22 protein-coding genes are annotated in these 21,445 nt (G+C 69.9%); 14 read left to right on the forward strand and 8 right to left on the reverse strand.

The annotated features are described in order from the left end of the window. Positions 1 to 69: 69 nt before the first annotated feature. The 9 genes from ACW4TU_RS20720 (at position 70) to ACW4TU_RS20760 (ending at position 8,953) form a co-directional block, all read left to right on the forward strand. Complete coding sequence (locus ACW4TU_RS20720; RefSeq protein WP_457430218.1) at positions 70 to 471, forward strand: GntR family transcriptional regulator; 402 nt, start codon at positions 70 to 72, stop codon at positions 469 to 471. Next, positions 468 to 1,361 carry an ABC transporter ATP-binding protein gene (locus ACW4TU_RS20725; protein WP_457429591.1) on the forward strand — a complete coding sequence of 298 codons (894 nt, stop codon included), beginning with the start codon at positions 468 to 470 and terminating at the stop codon, positions 1,359 to 1,361. Before ACW4TU_RS20720 ends, ACW4TU_RS20725 begins: the two co-directional genes overlap by 4 nt. Next, positions 1,358 to 2,362: an ABC transporter permease gene (locus ACW4TU_RS20730; protein ID WP_457429593.1), complete on the forward strand. Its 1,005-nt coding sequence runs from the start codon at positions 1,358 to 1,360 to the stop codon at positions 2,360 to 2,362. Before ACW4TU_RS20725 ends, ACW4TU_RS20730 begins: the two co-directional genes overlap by 4 nt. Continuing rightward, a complete protein-coding gene (locus ACW4TU_RS20735; RefSeq protein WP_457429594.1) occupies positions 2,359 to 3,357 on the forward strand; it encodes an ABC transporter permease in 999 nt (332 codons plus the stop codon). The genes ACW4TU_RS20730 and ACW4TU_RS20735 overlap by 4 nt, the downstream gene beginning before the upstream one ends. A 286-nt stretch (positions 3,358 to 3,643) precedes the next feature. Continuing rightward, on the forward strand, positions 3,644 to 5,875 hold the full coding sequence (locus ACW4TU_RS20740) for an RNA degradosome polyphosphate kinase (protein WP_457429595.1): 2,232 nt from the start codon (positions 3,644 to 3,646) through the stop codon (positions 5,873 to 5,875). Then, positions 5,856 to 7,010 carry a CHAD domain-containing protein gene (locus ACW4TU_RS20745; RefSeq protein WP_457429596.1) on the forward strand — a complete coding sequence of 385 codons (1,155 nt, stop codon included), beginning with the start codon at positions 5,856 to 5,858 and terminating at the stop codon, positions 7,008 to 7,010. Before ACW4TU_RS20740 ends, ACW4TU_RS20745 begins: the two co-directional genes overlap by 20 nt. After that, complete coding sequence (locus ACW4TU_RS20750) at positions 7,007 to 7,426, forward strand: NUDIX hydrolase (RefSeq protein WP_457429597.1); 420 nt, start codon at positions 7,007 to 7,009, stop codon at positions 7,424 to 7,426. Before ACW4TU_RS20745 ends, ACW4TU_RS20750 begins: the two co-directional genes overlap by 4 nt. Positions 7,427 to 7,736: 310 nt before the next feature. Next, a complete protein-coding gene (locus tag ACW4TU_RS20755) occupies positions 7,737 to 8,579 on the forward strand; it encodes an SCO4651 family lipoprotein (RefSeq protein ID WP_457429598.1) in 843 nt (280 codons plus the stop codon). A 185-nt stretch (positions 8,580 to 8,764) separates the two neighbouring features. Beyond that, positions 8,765 to 8,953 (forward strand): hypothetical protein, encoded by a 189-nt coding sequence (locus ACW4TU_RS20760; RefSeq protein ID WP_457429600.1) that lies wholly within the window; start codon positions 8,765 to 8,767, stop codon positions 8,951 to 8,953. Between the two features lie 35 nt (positions 8,954 to 8,988). On the opposite strand, the gene ACW4TU_RS20765 is transcribed toward ACW4TU_RS20760, so the two are convergent. Then, on the reverse strand, positions 8,989 to 9,354 hold the full coding sequence (locus ACW4TU_RS20765) for a metal-sensitive transcriptional regulator (RefSeq protein ID WP_457429602.1): 366 nt from the start codon (positions 9,352 to 9,354) through the stop codon (positions 8,989 to 8,991). 213 nt (positions 9,355 to 9,567) lie between these two features. Here ACW4TU_RS20765 and ACW4TU_RS20770 point away from each other — a divergent pair, with 213 nt between their 5' ends. Both ACW4TU_RS20770 and ACW4TU_RS20775 read left to right on the forward strand, forming a co-directional pair. Continuing rightward, positions 9,568 to 10,188: a DUF47 domain-containing protein gene (locus tag ACW4TU_RS20770; RefSeq protein ID WP_164321238.1), complete on the forward strand. Its 621-nt coding sequence runs from the start codon at positions 9,568 to 9,570 to the stop codon at positions 10,186 to 10,188. 7 nt (positions 10,189 to 10,195) lie between these two features. After that, positions 10,196 to 11,194 (forward strand): inorganic phosphate transporter, encoded by a 999-nt coding sequence (locus ACW4TU_RS20775; RefSeq protein ID WP_457429603.1) that lies wholly within the window; start codon positions 10,196 to 10,198, stop codon positions 11,192 to 11,194. A 454-nt stretch (positions 11,195 to 11,648) separates the two neighbouring features. Here the strand turns inward: ACW4TU_RS20775 and ACW4TU_RS20780 are convergent, their stop codons facing one another. The 3 genes from ACW4TU_RS20780 to ACW4TU_RS20790 form a co-directional block, all read right to left on the reverse strand. Continuing rightward, complete coding sequence (locus tag ACW4TU_RS20780; RefSeq protein ID WP_457429604.1) at positions 11,649 to 12,398, reverse strand: anti-sigma factor; 750 nt, start codon at positions 12,396 to 12,398, stop codon at positions 11,649 to 11,651. Further along, on the reverse strand, positions 12,395 to 12,991 hold the full coding sequence (sigK, locus tag ACW4TU_RS20785) for an ECF RNA polymerase sigma factor SigK (RefSeq protein ID WP_457429605.1): 597 nt from the start codon (positions 12,989 to 12,991) through the stop codon (positions 12,395 to 12,397). Before sigK ends, ACW4TU_RS20780 begins: the two co-directional genes overlap by 4 nt. Before the next feature lie 94 nt (positions 12,992 to 13,085). Beyond that, positions 13,086 to 13,517 carry an ATP-binding protein gene (locus tag ACW4TU_RS20790; protein WP_457429607.1) on the reverse strand — a complete coding sequence of 144 codons (432 nt, stop codon included), beginning with the start codon at positions 13,515 to 13,517 and terminating at the stop codon, positions 13,086 to 13,088. Between the two features lie 224 nt (positions 13,518 to 13,741). Between ACW4TU_RS20790 and ACW4TU_RS20795 the strand changes: the two genes are divergently transcribed. Continuing rightward, positions 13,742 to 14,125, forward strand: a complete 384-nt coding sequence (locus ACW4TU_RS20795) for a hypothetical protein (protein ID WP_457429609.1) — start codon at positions 13,742 to 13,744, stop codon at positions 14,123 to 14,125. Positions 14,126 to 14,261: 136 nt separating this feature from the next. Here the strand turns inward: ACW4TU_RS20795 and pstB are convergent, their stop codons facing one another. The 4 genes from pstB to pstS form a co-directional block, all read right to left on the reverse strand. Further along, positions 14,262 to 15,038, reverse strand: coding sequence for a phosphate ABC transporter ATP-binding protein PstB (pstB, locus tag ACW4TU_RS20800; RefSeq protein WP_457429611.1), 777 nt, complete (start codon positions 15,036 to 15,038; stop codon positions 14,262 to 14,264). 71 nt (positions 15,039 to 15,109) lie between these two features. Continuing rightward, positions 15,110 to 16,168 carry a phosphate ABC transporter permease PstA gene (pstA, locus tag ACW4TU_RS20805; RefSeq protein ID WP_457429613.1) on the reverse strand — a complete coding sequence of 353 codons (1,059 nt, stop codon included), beginning with the start codon at positions 16,166 to 16,168 and terminating at the stop codon, positions 15,110 to 15,112. Then, positions 16,165 to 17,175, reverse strand: coding sequence for a phosphate ABC transporter permease subunit PstC (gene pstC, locus ACW4TU_RS20810; RefSeq protein WP_457429615.1), 1,011 nt, complete (start codon positions 17,173 to 17,175; stop codon positions 16,165 to 16,167). Before pstC ends, pstA begins: the two co-directional genes overlap by 4 nt. A gap of 110 nt (positions 17,176 to 17,285) precedes the next feature. After that, on the reverse strand, positions 17,286 to 18,413 hold the full coding sequence (gene pstS / locus ACW4TU_RS20815) for a phosphate ABC transporter substrate-binding protein PstS (protein ID WP_457429617.1): 1,128 nt from the start codon (positions 18,411 to 18,413) through the stop codon (positions 17,286 to 17,288). A 453-nt stretch (positions 18,414 to 18,866) separates the two neighbouring features. On the opposite strand from pstS, the gene ACW4TU_RS20820 reads away from it, so the two are divergent. Together ACW4TU_RS20820 and ACW4TU_RS20825 are read left to right on the forward strand one after the other, a co-directional pair. After that, a complete protein-coding gene (locus tag ACW4TU_RS20820; protein ID WP_457430219.1) occupies positions 18,867 to 20,423 on the forward strand; it encodes an FAD-binding oxidoreductase in 1,557 nt (518 codons plus the stop codon). A gap of 175 nt (positions 20,424 to 20,598) precedes the next feature. Beyond that, the gene (locus ACW4TU_RS20825) at positions 20,599 to 21,432 is read left to right on the forward strand and encodes an alpha/beta fold hydrolase (RefSeq protein ID WP_457429618.1); all 834 of its coding nucleotides are present in this window, start codon (positions 20,599 to 20,601) and stop codon (positions 21,430 to 21,432) included. Positions 21,433 to 21,445: the final 13 nt, after the last annotated feature.

Raw genomic sequence — 21,445 nt, forward strand, 5'->3', positions numbered from 1 at the left:
GATCTTGACATCGCCCCCTCTCTTGGTTCACCCTTTCACTACTCAATTAGTGAAAGGGTGGTTGTACGAGTGGTCGAGTACCGCATCGACAGACGCACCGGCGTCGCCACCTATCTGCAGATCGTCCAGCAGACCAAACAGGCCCTGCGCCTGGGCCTGCTGGAACCCGGCGACAAGCTGCCCACAGCCCGTGAGGTCGTGGAGGCCACCGCCATCAATCCGAACACCGTCCTGAAGGCCTACCGCGAGCTTGAGCGCGAGGGCCTGGTCGAGGCGCGGCGGGGCCTCGGCACGTTCGTCCGCAAGTCTCTGGGGGCCGCCCCGGCGGACTCCCCCTTCGGCGCCGAACTGGCCGACTGGGCCGGCCGGGCCCGCGCCGCCGGACTCGAACGGGACGACGTGGCAGCGCTGTTCACCTCCGTACTCGACACGCATTTCACCGACACGCAATTCAAGGGGGACCAGGGATGAACGACACCGCCATGGAGGCGGCCGGACTGGGCAAGCGGTTCGGCCTGCGGAAGGGCGGCTGGGCGCTGCGCGAGTGCGCGTTCCGCCTGCCGGCCGGGCGCGTCTGCGCGGTCGTCGGGCCCAACGGCGCCGGCAAGTCGACGCTGCTGGCCCACGCGGCCGGTCTCCTCAGGCCCACCGAGGGCACGCTCACCGTCCTCGGCACCAGCCCGGGCGCGGCACGCGAGCGCACGGCCTATGTCGCCCAGGACAAGCCCCTGCACCCCCAGCTCACCGTCGAGGACACCCTGCGGCTGGGCCGGGAGCTCAACCCCCGGCGCTGGGACCGGGCCGTCGCCGAGGGAATCGTCGCGGACGGCGCCCTCGACCCCGCCGCCAAGATCCGCAACCTCTCCGGCGGTCAGCGCACCCGGGTCGCGATAGCCCTCGCCCTCGGCAAGCGCCCCGAACTGCTGCTCCTGGACGAGCCGATGGCCGACCTCGACCCGCTCGCCCGGCACGAGCTGATGGGCACCCTGATGGCCGACGCCGCCGAGAACGGCACCACGGTTGTCATGTCCTCGCATGTCGTCGCCGAGCTGGAGGGCTCCTGCGACCACGTCCTCCTCGTCGGCGCCGGCCGGGTCCGCCTCGCCGGCCCGCTGGAGGACCTGCTCGCCGCCCACACCCTGGTCACCGGCCCGGCCGCCGACCTCGACGACCACACGGTCATCGAGTCCCGTACGACGGGCCGCCAGACCACCGCCCTCATCCGCCCCGGGGGCCGCCTCGCCGGAACCTGGCAGAGCGCCACCCCCACCCTGGAGGAACTGGTCCTCGCCCACCTCCGCTCCCCGGGAGCACCGCCCCTGCACCTCGACGCGGACGAGTCGGCGGAGGCCGCCGTATGACCGCCACCGCCGCACTCGCGGCACCCGAGCGACCAGCGGCACAGCGCACCGGCCGTCTCCACGGCCTCACCTGGACCCTCCTGCGCGTCCACCGCTCCGCACTCTGGTTCTGGCTGCTGTACGTCGTCGTGGTGGCCGGTGTGCTCCTCTGGACGTACGGGCCGGGCACGAACGCGGCCATGGACGAGCTGGTGCGCTCGGGCTGCCGTGACGGCGGTATGCCCAACCTCGGCTGCGACACCCTGGGCCCGCTGGGATCCCGCTGGGACTCGGGCGTCGTCCTCGGCAGCCTCCTCGTCTTCTTCGCCCCGTTCCTGATCGCCGCCTGGGCGGGCGCCTCGCTCATCGGCCGCGAACTGGAGGACGGCACGGCCCAGTTGGCCTGGACCCAGTCCGTGTCCCCGGCGCGCTGGCTGGCCGCCAAGCTCGCCGTGCCCGCCGTACTGATCACGGCCGGCATGCTCCTGCTCACCGTCCTGCATCGCCTGATGTGGGCGGCCGGTTCCGAACTGCGGCAGGGCAACTTCAACTGGTACGACAGCCAGATCTTCGAGCCCAACGGCACCCTCGCCACCGCCTACGCCCTGGCCGGTCTGGCCGTCGGCGTCCTCGCGGGCATGGCCCTACGCCGCTCGCTGCCCGCGCTCGGCGTCGGAGTCGTCGCCATCGGCATCGTCGTACAGCAGTTCCAGTCTCTACGTCCGCACCTGTGGCCGGCCGAGACCAGGCAGAGCCCCGGCGGGTTCCCCGACGAGGGCGGCATGACGGTCGCCAAGGGCTCCTACACCTCCACCGGCGCCCGCATCCCCGATCTGTTCTGCGACGACAGGGCCGCATGCATCGCCCGCAACGACGTCGCCGGCGTCTACCGCGACTACCACCCGGCCTCCCACTTCTGGCCGCTCCAACTCATGGAGACCGGCATCCTCCTCGCCCTCGCGACGGTGGCCGCGCTGATCGCGTTCGCCCTCCTCAAGCGCCGCACGGGAGCCACCGCATGACCACCACCACCGCACTCGCGGCCCCCGCGAGACCTCAGCGCGGCACCCGCCTGCGTCCCCACGGCCTGCCCTGGGTCATGCTGATCCTGCACCGCTGGGCCCTCTGGTTCTGGCTGCTGCTGATCGCCGTGGCCGCCGCGGCGATGCTGTGGATGTACGGCTGGGGAGCCGACGCCGCCGCCGCCGAGTTCTTCCGGAAGGGCTGCGTCGGGGGGGCCGTCAACGACAGCTGCAACTACGGCGGCCCCGCCTACACCCGCTACGAAACCGCGAACACCATCAGCGGCGGCCTCATCAACCTCGTACCGCTGTTCACCGCCCTCTGGGCGGGCGCCTCGCTCATCGGCCGCGAGCTGGAGAACGGCACCGCCCAGCTGGCCTGGACCCAGTCCGTGTCCCCGGCGCGCTGGCTCGCCGCCAAGCTCGCCGTACCGGCCGCGCTGCTCACCGCGGGCACCCTCCTCCTCGTGCTGCTGCACCGCCTGGCGTGGGGCGCGCACACCAAGCTGTTCCACGGGATGGGCACCCGGCACTGGTACGACGAGGGCACCTACGTCGCGAACGGCACCCTCGCCCCCGCGTACGCCCTGCTCGGCCTGGCGGTCGGCGCCCTGACGGGACTGCTCGTACAGCGGTCGATGGCCGCCTCCGGCAGCACCTTCTTCGCCTTCCTGATCCTGGTGTACGTGATCTCGTCACTTCGTCCGCATCTATGGCCGGTCAAGACCCTGACCAGCAAGGACGACTACCCGGACTACATCGGCATGGTCGTCGACGACGGCGCCCTGACCTCCACCGGAAAGCACATCTCGGACCCGATCTGCGTCGCCGACACCAAGTGCCTCGCCGACCACGACGTCGTCGGCTTCTACCGCGACTACCACCCGGTCTCCCACTTCTGGCCCCTCCAGCTCACGGAGACCGGAGTCGTCCTCGCCCTCACCACCGCCGCGACGGCCGCCGCCCTCCTGCTGCTGCGCCGCCGCACCGCCTGAGCCCCGGCCCGCCCGACCCGCGTATGCCCCTGCAACGGGGAGGGGGGCATACGCGCCCCTCGCATCCGCACCCGCGAGTCGCCCCCCGATATCCCGCACGTCATGTCCCCGTAACCAGTGATTCAGCCAGGCTTGCGAGGCTCACCCAATGACGCCCGCCGTGCCTGAGCCTTCGCCGCCCCCCGAGGCCACCAACGGGACCGGAGCCGACCGGATCGCCCCCGCCGCGCTCCCGCCCGCACGCTCCGACGCGCCCGTACCGGGCGAGGCGCGGAACAATGGGGTCATGAGCCAGCCAAACGCCCAGTCGCAGGTACAGCACGCGCAGCCGTCCGTCGGTTCCCTGACCTCCCACCGCCCGCACACGGTGTCGGCCGTGGTCTCCGACCTGGAACCCGACATCGACGCCGACCTCGACGAGTACGAGGAGGCACCCTACGACGGCGAGCTGCTGCCGCAGGGCCGCTTCCTGGACCGGGAGCGCAGCTGGCTCGCGTTCAACGAGCGGGTGCTGGAACTGGCCGAGGATCCCAACACACCCCTCCTCGAACGGGCTAACTTCCTCGCGATCTTCGCCAGCAACCTGGACGAGTTCTTCATGGTCCGGGTGGCCGGCCTGAAGCGCCGGATAGCCACCGGCGTGGCCACCCGCTCGGCATCCGGCCTCCAGCCCCGCGAGGTGCTGGAGATGATCTGGGCCCGCTCCCGCGAGCTCATGGCCCGGCACGCCGCCTGCTACCAGGAGGACGTGGCCCCGGCGCTCGCCGAGGAGGGCGTGCACCTGGTCCGCTGGAGCGAGCTGACGGAGAAGGAGCAGGCCCGCCTGTTCACCCTCTTCCGCCACCAGATCTTCCCGGTCCTCACCCCGCTGGCCGTCGACCCGGCGCACCCCTTCCCGTACATCTCGGGTCTCTCCCTGAACCTCGCGGTGATCGTCCGCAACCCGGTGAGCGGACACCGCCACTTCGCACGCGTGAAGGTGCCGCCGCTGCTGTCCCGCTTCCTGGAGGCCTCCCCGAGCCGGTACGTGCCCATCGAGGACGTCATCGCCGCGCACCTCGAAGAGCTGTTCCCGGGCATGGAGGTCCTGGAGCACCACGCCTTCCGCCTCACCCGCAACGAGGACCTGGAGGTCGAGGAGGACGACGCCGAGAACCTCCTCCAGGCCCTGGAGAAGGAACTGATGCGGCGCCGCTTCGGGCCGCCGGTGCGCCTGGAGGTCGAGGAGTCCATCGACCGGTACGTACTCGACCTGCTGGTACGGGAGTTGAACATCACCGAGGCGGAGGTGTACCCGCTGCCGGGTCCCCTCGACCTCACCGGCCTCTTCGGCATCTCCTCCCTCGACCGGCCCGAGCTGAAGTTCCCGAAGTTCATCGCCGGCACCCACCGCGACCTGGCCGAGGTCGAGTCGTCGTCCGCGCCGGACATCTTCGCGGCCCTGCGCGAACGGGACGTGCTCCTCCACCACCCGTACGACAGTTTCTCCACCTCCGTCCAGGCCTTCCTGGAGCAGGCGGCGCTCGACGAGGACGTCCTCGCCATCAAGCAGACCCTGTACCGGACCTCGGGCGACTCCCCGATCGTGGACGCCCTCATCGAGGCCGCCGAGGCCGGCAAGCAGGTCCTCGTCCTCGTCGAGATCAAGGCCCGCTTCGACGAGCAGGCCAACATCAAGTGGGCGCGGAAGCTGGAGGCGTCCGGCTGTCACGTCGTCTACGGCCTCGTCGGCCTGAAGACCCACTGCAAGCTGTCCCTGGTGGTCCGCCAGGAGGGCGACACGCTGCGCCGCTACTCCCACGTCGGCACCGGCAACTACCACCCCAAGACGGCCCGCCTCTACGAGGACCTGGGCCTGCTGACGGCGGACCAGCAGGTGGGCGCGGACCTCTCGGACCTGTTCAACCGGCTGTCCGGCTACTCCCGCCGGGAGACGTACCGCCGCCTCCTGGTCGCCCCCAAGTCCCTGCGGGACGGCCTGATCTCGCGGATCAACAAGGAGGTCCAGCACCACCGTGCCGGACGCCCCGCGTATGTCCGTATCAAGGTCAACTCGATGGTGGACGAGGCGCTCATCGACTCGCTGTACCGCGCCTCCCAGGCAGGCGTCCCGTGTGACATCTGGGTCCGCGGCATCTGTGCCGTACGGCCCGGAGTCCCGGGTCTCTCCGAGAACGTTCGGGTCCGTTCCGTCCTCGGCCGCTTCCTCGAACACTCCCGGGTCTTCGCCTTCGGCAACGGCGGCGAGCCCGAGGTGTGGTTCGGCAGCGCCGACATGATGCACCGCAACCTCGACCGCCGCATCGAGGCACTCGTCAGGGTCACGGACCCGGCCCACCGGACCGCGATCAACCGGCTGCTGGAAACCGGCATGTCCGACACCACGCAGTCCTGGCACCTGGGTCCGGACGGCGAATGGACCCGGCACGCGACGGACTCCGAGGGCCAACCGCTGCGGAACGTCCAGGAGATGCTCATAGACGCCCGGAGGCGTAGGCGTGGCACAGCGACACCTTGACCCGACCGACCCCACGACGGCCGGATCCACGACGGCCGGTCCCGTGACGGCGGACGCCTTGGCGGACTACCTGCGGGCGCAGGCGACGGAGTTCCTCCGCGCCCTGCGCCTGCACAGGGAGACAGGCACGGGCTCCGCCGCCTCCCCCGGAGAGGAGCCCGTGGACGCGGCCCGCGCCCTGCGCCACGCGGCCCGCCGCATCACGGGCACCCTCCACACCTTCCGCCCCCTCCTCGACCCCTCCTGGTCGGAAACCCTGCACCCCGAACTGGCCTGGCTGTCAGGCACGTTGGCGAGGGAACACGCGTACGCGGCCCGTCTGGACCGCCTGCTGCTGGCCCTGCACAGACTGTCGGGGGCGGCACCCTTCCCCACACAGCCGGCCGTGGGCAGCCGAACCAGCCCCGCTGTGGGCGGTCGTTCCGCTGGGGCGGATCCCGTCCCACGGAAAGCGGACCCCGGTACCGCCGGTGCCCAGTCCCACCCGGCAGCACCCCCGGACCGCAGCAACCTGACAGTGGGCGCCGCGAAGGCAGGCGCCCTGCTGGAACGACAGCTGACCCTGGCCCGCACCCGATCCCACTCGGCAGCCCTGCAGGCCCTGGGATCGAGCCGCTTCCACGCGGTGGCCGACAACGTCGCGGTCCTCGCCAGCGAGGTCCCCCTCACCCCCACCGCCACCGCCACCGACCTGCGCCCCCTCGCCGCCGCGGCCCACGAACGCCTGTGCGACGCCGTCACCGCCCTCCCCCTCCTCACCGCCGGCCACCCCTACAACGCCGAGGCCCTCATCCACGGCCTCTCCCCCGACCCTGCCCCCCACCCCCAGGACGCCCCCTGGCACCACGTACGCCTCCTCCTGCGCCTGCGCCGCTACGCCCACGAGGTGCTGGCGGGCGCCGAAGCCCGGGACGGCCTCGACGTACGGATGCTGGCGGCCGGCACGGCGCTCAACCGGCACCGGGACGCGTCCGAGGCCGCCGCGGCGGCCTCGGCGGCGGCCCGCACCCCCCGTATCGCCCCGGCGACGGCGTACGCGCTCGGCGTGCTGCACGCCGACCAGCGCCACGAGGTGGAGGCGGCCCGGTTCGCGTTCCAGCAGTCCTGGGAGAAGAAGGCGATGAGCACGAGGTGACATCCGCCGGTGAGCACCCCGTACTGGCGGCGGGCTGCGTCCTGTGGCGCCGCTCGCCCCTGGACGGCGGCCTGGAGATCTGCCTCGTCCACCGGCCGAAGTACGACGACTGGTCGCACCCGAAGGGCCACCTGAAGCGCGACGAGGAGACACTCGCCGGCGCGCTGCGCGAGGTCGAGGAGGAGACGGGCTACCTGGCAGCCCCCGGCGCCGCCCTCACCAGCACCCACTACGAGGTCAACGGCCGCCCCAAGCAGGTGAGTTACTGGGCGGCGGAGGCGACGTCCGGCGCCTTCACCCCGAACGACGAGGTCGACCTCATCCTGTGGCTGCCCCCGGCGGCGGCCCGCGAACGCCTCACCCAGCTCCGCGACAAGGACCTGGTCGACGAGCTGCTGGCCCTGCCGCAGAGGTAGGCAGGCGGGCTGTCACCTGTCGTCGTTCTCGTGCCCCCTGCCGTCCGTCCGGGCCAGACTGCGGGCCCGGCGGGCCGGTCCGCGCCACCCGCAGACGCATCTGGCGAAGCAGAACGGCCCGTGCTCCACCATGGAAACGGAGTGTTCTTCGGGCAACTGGGAACGTTCGCTTCGATCTTGCTGCGCCACACCTTCAACGGTACCCATCCCTGGGTAAAGCACTGGTATGCGCGTGACAACCTCCCCCACCCCTCGTTAAGCGGAGGGACGGAGGCCGTGGACCGACGGCCCTGCTTGGGGGTGTGCGGCGATGGACCGGCGACACTGGCGAGGCGGCGGGGCGGTCGTCATGGCCGCCGCGACGACCGGCCTCCTGATCTGCGCCACCGGGTGCACCCGCGCCGGCGAGACCGCCACCGCGGACGCCCGCCCGGCCGGTGACGCGGTCCGCGTCCTGCGCCGGGCCGCCGCGACCCTGGTCGACGCGGGCACCTCCCGCACCACCACCTCCATGGAGATGGCCACCGGCGGCACCCTCGTCACCATCCGGGGCGAGGGCGTCTACGACTACACGAAGCGGCTCGGCCGCCTGCGGGTGCTGCTCCCCCAGGACCCGGCGGGCGCGAGCCCGCACCGCCCGATCACCGAACTCCTCGCCCCGGGCGCCCTGTTCATGAAGAACCGGGGCGCGGGCGTCCCCGCCGACAAGTGGGTACGGGTGGACACCGCGACCCTGTCCGACGGCAACCTGGTGACGGGCGGGGCCACTGACCCGTTCGCCGCCGCCGAGGTCCTGCGCGGGACGCGCGAGGCGACCTACGTCGGCCGGACCCGGGTCGCCGGCGTCGACGTACGGCACTACCGGGGCACCGCCGACCTCGCCGAGGCCGCGAGGAGCGCCTCGCCGGGCAACAGGGGCCCGCTGGGGGCGGCGGCGAAAGGGTTCGCCACGGCCCAGGTCCCCTTCGACGCCTACCTCGACGACGAGGGCCGCATCCGCAAGCTCCTGCACCGGTTCAGCTTCGTCAACGGGCAGCGGAAGGACACGGTCGCGGTCGCCTCGACGACGCTGCTGTACGACTTCGGGACGCCCGCGCACGTACGGCTGCCGAGGCCGGCGGACATCTACGCGGGCCGGATCGCCGAGCAGTAGGACTGCCGTACGGAGAACAGGGAAGGCGAGGAAGGCGAGTCGGGCCTGTCAGGCGACCGAGCCGTGCGAGCAACCTGGTACGGCCCTGCTGCGTCCGCCGTAGCGCAAGGACTAGCCCGTCCGTGCCATGCGCGGCGTGTCGCCCGCTCCCTACTCTAGGAAGCGGTGACGGCAGAGAAGAGGTGATGCACGTGGCACCGGTCGGCGGTACGGCAGTTCAGGACCACGTGGCCCTCGCCGAGATCGAGCTGTGCGGAGACCTGATCATCGCGGCCTCGGCGGCCGGCGAGGATCGGCTCAGCCTGGAGAGCATCGACGAGGTGCTGCGGGTGGCCGAGGAGCGCGAGGGGCGCAAGCTCACACCCGGTGGCTGAAAAGCGACGTATGTCGAGGGGTCGGCCGGGGCGGGTCAGGTACGCAGCAGACGTCCGATCGCCTTGGTCGCCTCCTCCACCTTCGCGTCGATCTCCGTACCGCCCTTGAGAGCCGCGTCCGCGACACAGTGCCGCAGGTGCTCCTCCAGGAGCTGGAGCGCGAAGGACTGCAGGGCCTTGGTGGAGGCCGAGACCTGGGTGAGTATGTCGATGCAGTAGACGTCCTCGTCGACCATCCGCTGGAGCCCGCGGATCTGCCCCTCGATCCGGCGCAGCCGCTTCAGGTGCTCGTCCTTCTGATGGTGATACCCGTGCACACCCCGGTCGTGGTCGGTCACCACCTCGGTCGTTACGTCGGTCACCACGTCGGGCGTCTCCGCGCCGGCCTCGGTGGTCGTCATCGCGTCCTCCCGTTGAACAAACTTCAGCACAAAAGCGTCAATATACCCCTGCCGGGTATATCGTAACCAACTTTGCTGGGTATAGGGCCGGTGTAGACCACCGTGCAGTCCACTCCGGCCGATGGGCGACACTGGGGGACCACCCGATAGCCGTGGCCGGATGTTGCGCCTAGCATCAGCCTGACCCAACCCGAAGGACTCCGAGGACCTCACGTGCGATTTCGTCTGACCCCCAGGGAGACGAGCTTCTACGACATGTTCGCCGCGTCCGCGGACAACATCGTCACGGGCTCGCGACTCCTCATGGAACTGCTCGGGGCGGACGCCTCCGGCCGGGCCGAGATCGCAGAGCGTATGCGGGCCGCGGAACACGCCGGTGACGACGCCACACACGCGATCTTCCACCAGCTGAACTCCTCGTTCATCACGCCGTTCGACCGTGAGGACATCTACAAACTCGCCTCGCTGCTCGACGACATCATGGACTTCATGGAGGAGGCCGTCGACCTGGTCGTCCTCTACAACGTGGAGGAACTGCCGAAGGGCGTCGAGCAGCAGATCGAGGTCCTGGCGCGGGCGGCGGAGCTGACGGCGGAGGCGATGCCGAACCTCCGCACGATGGAGAACCTGACGGAGTACTGGATCGAGGTGAACCGGCTGGAGAACCAGGCGGACCAGATCCACCGCAAGCTGCTGGCCCACCTGTTCAACGGCAAGTACGACGCGATCGAGGTGCTGAAGCTCAAGCAGATCGTGGACGTGCTGGAGGAGGCGGCGGACGCCTTCGAGCACGTGGCGAACACGGTGGAGACCATCGCCGTCAAGGAGTCCTGACCTCTTCATGGACACCTTCGCACTGATCGTGACCATCGCGGTCGCGCTCGGATTCACATACACGAACGGCTTCCACGACTCGGCGAACGCGATCGCGACATCCGTGTCGACCCGCGCGCTGACGCCCCGCGCCGCGCTGGCGATGGCCGCGGTGATGAACCTGGCCGGCGCGTTCCTGGGCAGCGGCGTCGCGAAGACGGTCAGCGAGGGCCTGATCGAGACGCCCAAGGGCTCCTCGGGCATGGCGATCCTGTTCGCCGCGCTGGTCGGCGCGATCACCTGGAACCTGGTCACCTGGTACTTCGGCCTCCCCTCGTCCTCCTCGCACGCGCTGTTCGGCGGCATGGTGGGGGCGGCGCTGGCGGGCGGTACGAAGGTCTACTGGGACGGCGTCCTGGAGAAGGTCGTCATCCCCATGTTCATCTCCCCGGTGGTGGGCCTTGTGGCCGGCTACCTGGTGATGACGGCGATCATGTGGATCTTCCGTCGCTCGAACCCGCACAAGGCCAAGCGCGGCTTCCGTATCGCCCAGACGGTGTCGGCGGCCGGCATGGCCCTGGGCCACGGCCTCCAGGACGCCCAGAAGACGATGGGCATCGTGGTGATGGCCCTGGTCATCGCCGACGTCCAGGACTACGGCGACGCGATCCCGATCTGGGTCAAGATCTCCTGCGCGGTGATGCTGTCCCTGGGCACGTACGCGGGCGGCTGGCGCATCATGCGCACCCTGGGCCGCAAGATCATCGAGCTGGATCCGCCCCAGGGCTTCGCGGCGGAGACCACGGGCGCGTCGATCATGTTCGCCACGGCGTACCTCTTCAAGGCCCCGGTCTCCACGACCCATGTGATCACCTCGGCGATCATGGGCGTGGGCGCGACGAAGCGGGTGAAGGCGGTGCGGTGGGGGATCGCCAAGAACATCGTCCTGGGCTGGTTCATCACGATGCCGGCCGCAGCGGTGGTGGCTGCCGCCGGCTATGGGGTCGTGTACTTGGCGTTCCTGTAGCGCCGCCGGTGGGTCCGCGCGACTCCGCCCGCCCCAGAACCCCGCCGACCCCGGCCGTCCGGAACCGGGGACCCCATCTCGATGGACCTCGCCCACACCATCAAGACAGCCCCCTCCACCAGCGGTTGGTCTTCACCTGCATGAGATGAAGCGCCTGGGCCGCGTACCGCCGGGCGGCTGACCATCGCCGAGGATCTGTGCCACCACGGCATCCAGGCGCCCTGCCGGGGGTAGCCGCACTGGCCGGGGACGTTCCGGTCGTACCGGTGGGACTTCCCATGGGCGGCCGCGGACTGCGCGCCGCGGCCGCCCCGGATGTCCGGGCCATGCTTGCGGCCGTGGGGCCCACGCCGTGCTCCGCCGCTGCGGACACCGGCACCGCACCCTCGCCTCGCGTCGCCGGCCCCTGGCCATCGGGGCAGCAGGTCCGGGCTGATGACGGACGCGGAGGGCGTTACGCGCTGACCTGGATGAGGCCGAGTGGCTCGGTGGTGGGCTGCTCGGATCCACCGGCGGGTTCCACGGTGATGCCGACAGCGATCGCTCCGTCAACGGGGCTGTCCAGGACACGGGCGGGACGGCCTCCCGTGCCCGGCAGAAGTCCGGCCGGGCGCAACTCTCCTGACGGTGCCGAGTACCACAGTTCGTACACCTTGTCGTCGCTCAGGGCCGGCAGGCCCGTGGCGACGAAGGCAGCCCGGTTGCCGGTACGGGAGACGACGACGACAGCGTCGGCGCCTCCGGTCAGTTTCCCGGTGTGCAAGGTGGCGTCCGGTGCGGTCAGGACATCGGTCAGCGCGTACTTCCCGCTCCGCAGAGCGGCCGCCTGGGCACGGGCGTCCTCGGCCCGGGAGTACTGCCAGGCGGCGGTCCCACCGAACGAGACAGCGGCGGCCAGGCTCGCGGCCAGCGCCCAGGACAGCGACCGGTGCCGCCGACCGGGCAACGGGCGGGAAGCGGTGACGTGACCCTGCGGCGTACGGTCGATCTCGCGCAGGACGCGCTCGTGCAGGTCTGCCGGCACGGCAGCGGTCGCGGCCTCCGCGAGCGCGAGACGGCTCGCGGTCCCGGTCAGCTCGGCCACCTCACGCCGGCACGTTTCGCAACTGCTCATATGCCGCTCGAAGACGGCTTCCTCGTCCGGTGGCAGAGCGTGCAGGACGAAGGCCCCAACGGCCAGGTGCAGGTCCTCGGCGGATGTCACGACCGGCCCTCCAGACAGTTGTGCAGCAGACGCAGCCCGGTGCGCATCCGGGACTTCACCGTGCCGGCCGGCGCTGACAGGGATTCCGCCACCTCGCGGTAGGTCATGCCCTGGTAGTAGGCAAGCAGAAGAGGAACCCGGTACAGGTGGGCGAGATCGTCCAGGCACCGGTGGGTGCGCCGCCGTTCGTCATCGCCCTCCACGGCCTCGGCGACCTCGTCGTACTCCCGGCCTGCGATCAACGCGCCGACGCGATGCTCGCGTTGTGCCGCCGACTGGACGTGACGGACCCGGTCCACCGCTCTGTGGTGGGCCAGAGTGAGCACCCAGGCCTTGGCGGTTCCGCGCTCGGGACGGTAGCGGCCCGCCGTACGCCAGACCTCGACCATCACGTCCTGTGTCACTTCCTCCGCCTGCGCCGCGTCCTGCAGGATGCGGCAGGCCAGCCCCATGACCGGACGCGCCAGAGCCTCGTAGACGCCGGTGAACGCGCTCTTGTCGCCCGCCGCGACCTTGACCAGCAACGCCTCGACGCTCTTGGCGTCGCTCGGGGAGGGCGGCTGCGGTTCTTCTCCGTACCTCAAGCCGGGCATCTGCCTCACGTTTCCCTCGACGTGCTTCTTCTGGCCGACGCTGCGCGCCGGGGGAGGGACCCGCAGCCCGGGGCCCTCATTCGGCTCAGCGGATTCACTCCCTGAGGTCAAGGACGTCAGGCCCCAGGTCGAGTGCGGCGTGCACGGTCTTGCCCTCCGGGGTCGGCGCGACGCTGACCCGGGCGCCCAGTTCCCCGAGCATGGTCAGACCGAAGCCTCCCCGTTCGTCCACGCCGGTGACAGCCCGCGCCCGGGGAACTTCCGCACTGGTGTCCGCGACGCCGATATCGAGCTCGGAGCCGCGGACGGTGAGCGTCAGGGTGCAGGGCCCACTGGTGTGACGAAAGGTGTTGGTGACCAGCTCGGAGACGATGAGTACCGCGTCGGAGGCAGCGCCGAAGGGGGCCTCGCAAGCGGCGAGCCACCGGGCTGTGATCTTGCGGGCCACCTCGGGAGCATGGCGGCTGCGGGCCAGCACGACGCGATGGCTGGCGATGTGCGCGGGTGAATCCACGGTGATGGTCATGACCGCCCCCTGGGCGAATCGGAGTGACAAGTCTCGTGAGGGATTCGATACCACCGGGCCTGCGGATGACTTTTCGTTTCAGGGGCGGGGAATTTTCCGTTTCCTACCTACCGCGCTCACGATTTTTCTCGATTTATCCCAGTTCGACTCATACGCGAGCCCGCCCGCTTCGAATCCCTGGTGTCATGCGAATCGAGCCACTCGGAAGGAAGGAGGTGAGCCGGATGACTGCATCCCTGCGAGTCCGTCGTCTGGTGACCGGTGTCGCCGCCACAGGACTGCTGGCCGGCGGCGCCGCCCTGGGCCTCTCCGGCACAGCTGCCGCGGCCCCGGCCACCACGACCGCGGCCACCGCGCTGACCGGTGACCACCACGACCACCACGACCGGTGCGAATGGAAGAAGGGGCACTGGGAGAAGAAGTGGGTCAAGGGCCACTGGGAGAAGAAGGTCTACTACACGAAGACCTGGCACGAGGGGCACTACGACGGGTACGGCAAGTGGCACCAGGGCTCCTGGACTTACGACCACCACCACAAGTGGGTCTACGTCCACGGGTACTGGTACAGCTTCTGGGTCAAGGGACACCTGGACTGCCACCACAGGTGACTCCAGACCACCGGACACCGTGACACGAGAACGGGCCCGCCCCCGGAATCCGGGGGCGGGCCCTATTCGGCCTCGCGGTGGCACCGCCATGCAGCACCGCGAGGGGTATGCGGGAGGACGTACCGGGGACGTCGGCTCAGCCGAAGCGGCCCGAGATGTAGTCCTCCGTCGCCTGCACGGACGGGTTGGAGAAGATGCGCTCCGTGTCGTCGATCTCGATCAGCTTGCCGGGCTGGCCGACCGCCGCGAGGTTGAAGAACGCCGTCTTGTCCGAGACACGCGCCGCCTGCTGCATGTTGTGCGTCACGATGACGATCGTGAACCGTTCCTTCAGCTCACCGATCAGGTCCTCGATCGCGAGGGTGGAGATCGGGTCGAGGGCCGAGCACGGCTCGTCCATCAGCAGCACCTTGGGCTCGACGGCGATCGCGCGCGCGATGCACAGACGCTGCTGCTGACCACCCGACAGACCCGAACCGGGCTTGTTCAGGCGGTCCTTGACCTCGTTCCAGAGGTTCGCGCCCTTCAGCGACTTCTCCACGATGTCGCTCAGCTCGGACTTCTTGTACGAGCCGGCCAGCCGCAGCCCCGCCGCCACGTTGTCGTAGACCGACATCGTCGGGAAGGGGTTCGGGCGCTGGAAGACCATGCCGACCTCACGCCGTACCGCCACCGGGTCGACCCCGGTGCCGTACAGGTTCTCGTCGTCGAGCATGACCTTGCCGTCGACGCGCCCGCCGGGCGTGACCTCGTGCATGCGGTTCAGGGTGCGCAGGAAGGTGGACTTGCCGCAGCCGGAGGGGCCGATGAAGGCCGTCACCGAGCGCGGCTCGACCGTCATCGAGATGTCCTCGATCGCGCGGAAGGAACTGTAGTAGGCGCTGAGGCCGCTTACGTCGATTCGCTTGGCCATGGGTATCACTGCTTCTTTCGAGGGGGCGGGCGGCCACCCGGCCGACCACAGGTCGCTGTCAGTCGGCCGCGTCAGCGACCTGTCTTCGGAGCCTTCCAGCGGGCGATGCCGCGAGCTCCGAGGTTGAGGATCATCACGAAGGCGATCAGCGTGAGCGAAGCCGCCCAGGCGCGGTCGTACGCCGCCTCCGCACCGCCGCTGTTCGCGTACTGCTGGTAGATGTACAGCGGCAGCGAGGCCTGCGCACCCTCGAACGGGTCGTTGTTGATGAAGGGGTTGCCGAAGACCAGGAGCAGCACGGGGGCCGTCTCGCCGGCGATACGCGCCACCGCCAGCATGATGCCGGTGGTGATACCGCCGATGGCGGTCGGCAGGACCACCTTCAGGATGGTGCGCCACTTCGGGATGCCGAGCGCGAGGGACGCCTCGCGCAGCTCGTTCGGTACGAGCTTCAGCATCTCCTCCGTGGAACGGACGACCACGGGCATCATCAGGATGGCCAGGGCCAGCGAGCCGGCGAAGCCGAACGGCTGCATGTCGAACTGCAGCATGAGGCTCAGGATGAAGAGACCCGCGACGATCGACGGGATGCCCGTCATGACGTCCACGAAGAACGTGACCGCCTTGGCCAGCGAGCCGCGCCCGTACTCCACCAGGTAGATCGCGGTGAGTACGCCGATCGGCGCACCCATCGCGGTGGCCAGCCCGACCTGCTCCAGGCTGCCGATGATGGCGTGGTAGATGCCACCGCCCGGCTCGTTGTCGGAGACGACGCCCATCGAGTGGGTCAGGAAGAAGACGTCGAGGACCTTCACACCGCGCGAGACGGTCGTCCACAGCAGGGAGACCAGCGGCACGAGGGCGAGCAGGAAGGCGACCCAGACCAGCGAGGTGGCGATGCGGTCCTTGGCCTGACGCTTGCCCTCGACGCTCGTGGCGATGACGTACGTACCGACGACGAAGAGGATCGCCGCGATCAGGCCCCACTGGATGCTGCTGTCCAGGCCGGCGGCGAAGCTGATGCCGATCCCGAGCGCGACGGAGGCGCCGGCCAGGGCATAGGGGAACCACTTGGGGAGCCTGGCGCCCTGCAGGGAACCGGTGGGCTTGTCGGCTACGACGGTGCTCATGCGTTGGCCCCCGAGTACTCGGCGCGGCGGGCGATGATCGCGCGGGCCGCGCCGTTGACCACCAGAGTGATGACGAACAGGACCAGACCGGAGGCGATGAGCGCGTCACGGCCGTACTCCGACGCCTCGCCGAACTTGGCGGCGATGTTCTGCGCGAAGGTGCCGCCGCCCGGGTCGAGCAGGCTGGTCTGGATGAGGAAGCTCGGGGACAGGACGGTGGCGACGGCCATCGTCTCGCCCAGCGCGCGGCCGAGGCCGAGCATCGACGCGGAGATCACACCGGAGCGGCCGAAGGGCAGCACCGCCATCCGGATGACCTCCCAGCGCGTGGCACCGAGGGCCAGCGCGGCCTCCTCGTTCATCCGCGGGGTCTGCCGGAACACCTCACGGCTGACGTTCGTGATGACGGGGAGGATCATGACCGAGAGCAGGATGCCCACGGTCAGCATCGAGCGGGGCGCGCCCTCTTCCCAGGAGAAGATGCCGGTCCAGCCGAGGTAGTCGTTCAGCCAGCCGAAGAGGCCGTTCATGTTCGGTACGAGGACCAGGGCGCCCCACAGGCCGTACACGATGGACGGTACGGCGGCGAGCAGGTCGATCACGTACGCGATGGGACCGCTCAGCCTGCGTGGGGCGTAGTGCGTGAGGAACAGCGCGATGGCGACGGCGACCGGGACCGCGATGGCCATGGCGATGATCGAGGAGACCACCGTGCCGAAGGCCAGGACCGCGATGCCGAAGACCGGCGGGTTGAGGTTCGCGTTCCACTCGAAGGTGGTGAGGAAGTTCGCGTCGTCCTTGTTGATGGCGATGACCGCGCGATAGGTGAGGAAGATCGCGATAGCGGCCATGATCGCCAGCAGCAGGATGCCCGAGCCACGGGAGAGACCGAGGAAGATCCGGTCACCGAGGCGGGTGGCGCCGCGGGCGGCGCGCTTCTCCTCGGCCGTGGGCGGCTGGGGGGCTGGGGGTGGGGTGGTGTCTGGGTTCTTGGTGGTTATGTCCATCGGGTTCTCCGGTCTGCGGGGCCGCACTCGGGGATGCGGCTCCTGGCGGCGGTGCACCGGACGGTGCGGCCGGGTCCCCCTTGGTGGCGGGACCCGGCCGCACGCTCAGATCAGGCCAGGCTCTCGACGGTGGTGCGAACCTTGGCGATGATCTCGGCGGGGATCGGCGCGTAGTCGATCCCGCTCAGGATTCCCTGGCCCTCTTCGCTGGTGATGTAGCGGAGGAAGGCCTTCGTGGCGGGCAGGGTGTCCGCCTTGTTGCCCTTGTCGCAGGCGATCTCGTACGTCACCAGGGTGATCGGGTACGCGCCCTCGGCCTTGGTCTTGTAGTCCAGCTTCAGCGACAGGTCGCTGCCGGTGCCGACGACCGTGGCGGCCGCGATGGCCTTGGTGGCCGAGTCGGAGGAGGGCTTGACCGGGGCGCTGGCGCCGGTCTCCACGGACACCGTGGACAGCTCCTTGGCGTACGACAGCTCCATGTAGCCGATCGCGCCTTCGGTCTGCTTGACCTGCGCCGCGATGCCGCTGGAACCGGAGGCCGCCTGGCCGCCCTTCGCCTGCCAGGCCTTGCCGCCCTCGTACTTCCAGTTGTCGGGGGTGGTGGCGATCAGGTACTTGGTGAGGTTGTCCGTGGTGCCGGAGTCCTCGGAGCGGTGGAAGGCCTGGATCTTGGTGCTGGGCAGCGTCGCGGTCGGGTTCAGCTTCTTGATCGCTTCGTCGTCCCACTTGGTGATCTTGCTGTCGAAGATCTTCGCGAGGGTGGGCGCGTCCAGGACGAGGTTGTCGACACCCGGGACGTTGTAGGCGAGCGCGATGGCGCCGCCGACGGCCGGGAGGTCGATGGCGGTGCCGCCGGTGCAGACCGCCTTGGACGCGGTGACGTCGTCGGGCTTCAGCGCCGAGTCGGAACCGGCGAAGGCGACCGTGCCCTGCGTGAACGCGGTGACGCCGGCGCCCGAGCCGCCGCCCTTGTAGTTGATCTGGACGCCGGGGCAGGCGGCCGTGAAGGCCTTGACCCAGGCGTCGATCGCGTTCTTCTGCGCGGAGGAGCCGTCGGCCAGCAGCTGACCCTTGGCGTCGTCACACTTGATGGAGCTGCTGGCGCCGGTGGTGGCACCGCCAGTGGCCTTCGTGTCAGTGCTGGTGTCGTCAGAGCCGCACGCCGTGAGGGCCAGGGCGCCGGAGACGGCGAGAGCACCGAGGGTGAGGGCCCGCCGGTTCATGCGCTGAAGCTTCACTGTCTGGTATTTCCTTCCAGGAGCCGCCGACCTGAGATCCGGCGGCGTGCGAGGTCGCGAAGTATGGGTGGTGCGGAGGGCGCCCAGGAGGGCACACGCAGCACCGGTAAGGCCGAAAGTAGGCAGATCAGGTGAAGCCACCTACGGGCGCGGGTGAACGGAGGGTGAACCCCTGCGGTCGGTGCGGTGAGGTCACGGAATGCTCACGGGGAGAACACGTGTGGGTCCCGACCCGGGGATCGGCCCCCACCGCCTCGCTTCTGCTGTACAAGCCCGGAATACATCGCTCCCGTTCCCTCCGCAAACGCTGTCGGACGAGGGAACCCACGATGCCCGGAACCCGTCTCGTCCGACGGGGCCAACACGGGCTCAAACGGAGGAACCTAGGAACCTGGGAGCCGAAAAACCATGGAGATCACGGAGATCACGGAGACCGTGCAACCGAGGCGCACCATGCATCGGCGTACGTTCGTGGGAGGCGGCGTGGCCGCCCTGGCGGCGATGACGACGGCGTGCGAGGGCAAGGGGAACCCGGACACGAAGGGTGCCGCGGAAGGCACTCCCAGGGGAACGACCCCCCTCACCGCGACGAGCGCCTCGGCCCCCGCCAACTGGACGGCCCTCGGCCGCGACCTCGACGGCCCCCTCATCCGCCCCGGGGACGCCTCCTGGGCATCGGCCCGGCAGCTCTACAACACCCGCTTCGACGGCCTCAAGCCGGCCGCGGTGGCGTACGTCGCCCACGCCGACGACATCCGTACGGTGCTGTCGTACGCCCGTGCCCACTCCGTCCCCGTGGCGATCCGCAACGGCGGCCACTCGTACGCCGGCTGGTCCTCGGGCAACGGCCGCCTGATCGTCGACGTGTCGAAACTGAACCGCGTCCGCGCAGGCGGCGGCACAGCGGTAGTAGGAGCGGGCTCGAAACTGATCGACGTCTACCGCGCCCTGACGGCGAAGGGCGTCACGATCCCGGCGGGCTCGTGCCCGACGGTGGGGGTGTCGGGCCTGACGCTGGGCGGCGGCCACGGCGTGGTCTCGAGGGCGTACGGCCTGACCTGCGACAGCCTCACCCAGGCGACGCTGATCACGGCGGACGGCCGCGAGCTGACGGCGAACGCCACGACGAACAAGGACCTGTTCTGGGCCCTGCGGGGCGCGGGCAACGGCAACTTCGGCATCGTCACGGAGCTCCAGTTCCGCACACACCCGGCACCGCAGGCGGTGGCGGCGTACATGACCTGGCCGTGGCGGAAGGCGGCGGCGGTGATGAAGGCCTGGCAGGAGTGGGGTCCGACGCAGCCGGACGAGATCTGGTCGGCCCTGCACGTGGCGAACACGGCCGGCGGCACCCCGACCATCTCGATCTCGGCATTCTCTTTGGGCACCTACACAGAACTGCAGAACGCGGTGGACCGCCTGGCGGACAGAATCGGTTCACCGGCGAGCAGCGTCTCGCTCAAGCGCCGCTCGTACGAGGAGGCGATGGAGGTGTACGCGGGCTGCTCGTCCTTCGCGACGGACGCGCAGTGCCACCTGCCTGGCCGAACCCCGGGCCGCTCCCCGCAAGGCGCGTTGGGCCGGGAAACATACGCGGCCCGCTCGGACTTCTTCGACCACTCCCTCTCCACGTCCGGAATCCAGACGCTCCTCTCCCGCATCACCTCGGTCCAGGGCGGCTCGGGCAGCATCGCGTTCACGGCACTCGGGGGCGCGGTGAACCGGGTCTCACCGACGGCGACGGCGTTCGTCCACCGGCGCAGCCGCATGCTGGCCCAGTACATCGTGTCCTGGCGCGCGGGTACGACGGGCAGCGCGGCCCAGTCCTGGCTGACCTCGGCCCACAACGCCATGGCCCCCTACTCCTCGGGCGCCGCCTACCAGAACTACACGGACCCCACCCTGCAGAACTGGCGCAAGGCGTACTACGGCGACGCGGCGACCCGCCTCCAGAAACTGAAGCACCAGTACGACCCGAGCCGGATGTTCACGTTCCCGCAGGCGCTGTAACGGCCCTCGCCACCCCGTCCCCCCAACCGGACCTCAATGGAGGCACCCCCGCGGGCTTTGTGTGCGGCGCGGCCTGGCCCGCAGTGCTGTTGCGGGGATTGACCTCCTGGCTAATGGTGATAGCTTTTGGCTAATGCCATTAGCCACTGGGCTGACGGACCACACGGAGGTAGTCGTGACCGAGTTCCTGAAAGTCAACGGTGGGACCATCGCGTACGAGGTGAGCGGTGTCGCCGGGCCGCTGGTGGTGGTTGCCCACGGCATGGGCGACAGCCGCGAGGCCTACAGGTTCTTCACTCCCGCTCTGGTGGAAGCCGGGTACCGGGTCGCCGCGGTGGACCTGCGCGGCCACGGTGAGTCCAGCGTCGGGTGGGCGTCCTACACCCGCACGGACCTCGCGGGTGATCTGATCGCCCTGGTGAAACATCTCGGTGAGCCGGCGGTGCTCGTCGGCCACTCCATAGCCGGGGGTGCGGTCACGATCGCCGCGGCCAAGGCACCGGAGCTCATCACGGCGGTGGTCGAGCTCGCGCCCTTCACCCGCAAGCAGCAGTTCCGGCTCGGTGACCTGCGGGTGGCCGGCTACCGCCGCGGCATGACCCATCTCATGGGCACCACCGTTTTCGGCAGCACCGGGCAGTGGGCCAAGTACCTGGACGTCGCCTACCCCGGCTCCAAGCCCGCGGACTGGGACACGCGCATAGGGCAGATCACCGCGATGCTGGAGGAGCCCGGCCGGATGAAGGTCCTGCAGGCGATGGGCAAGATCTCCCCCGTCGACGCGGGTGAGCAGCTGGGCAACGTCACCTGCCCGGTGCTCGTCGTGCAGGGCACCCTCGACCCCGACTGGGCCTCGCCGCAGGCCGAGGGCGAGGCGATCGTCGCCGACCTGCCGACCGGTCTGGGCCGGCTGGAGATGATCGAGGGGGCCGGTCACTACCCGCACGTCCAGTTCCCCGAGCAGACCCTCACGGCGGTCCTGAGCTTCCTGGCCGGTGTCGGTGCCTAGGGCGGGCCTGGAC

This window comes from Streptomyces kryoterrae (genome assembly GCF_054072135.1).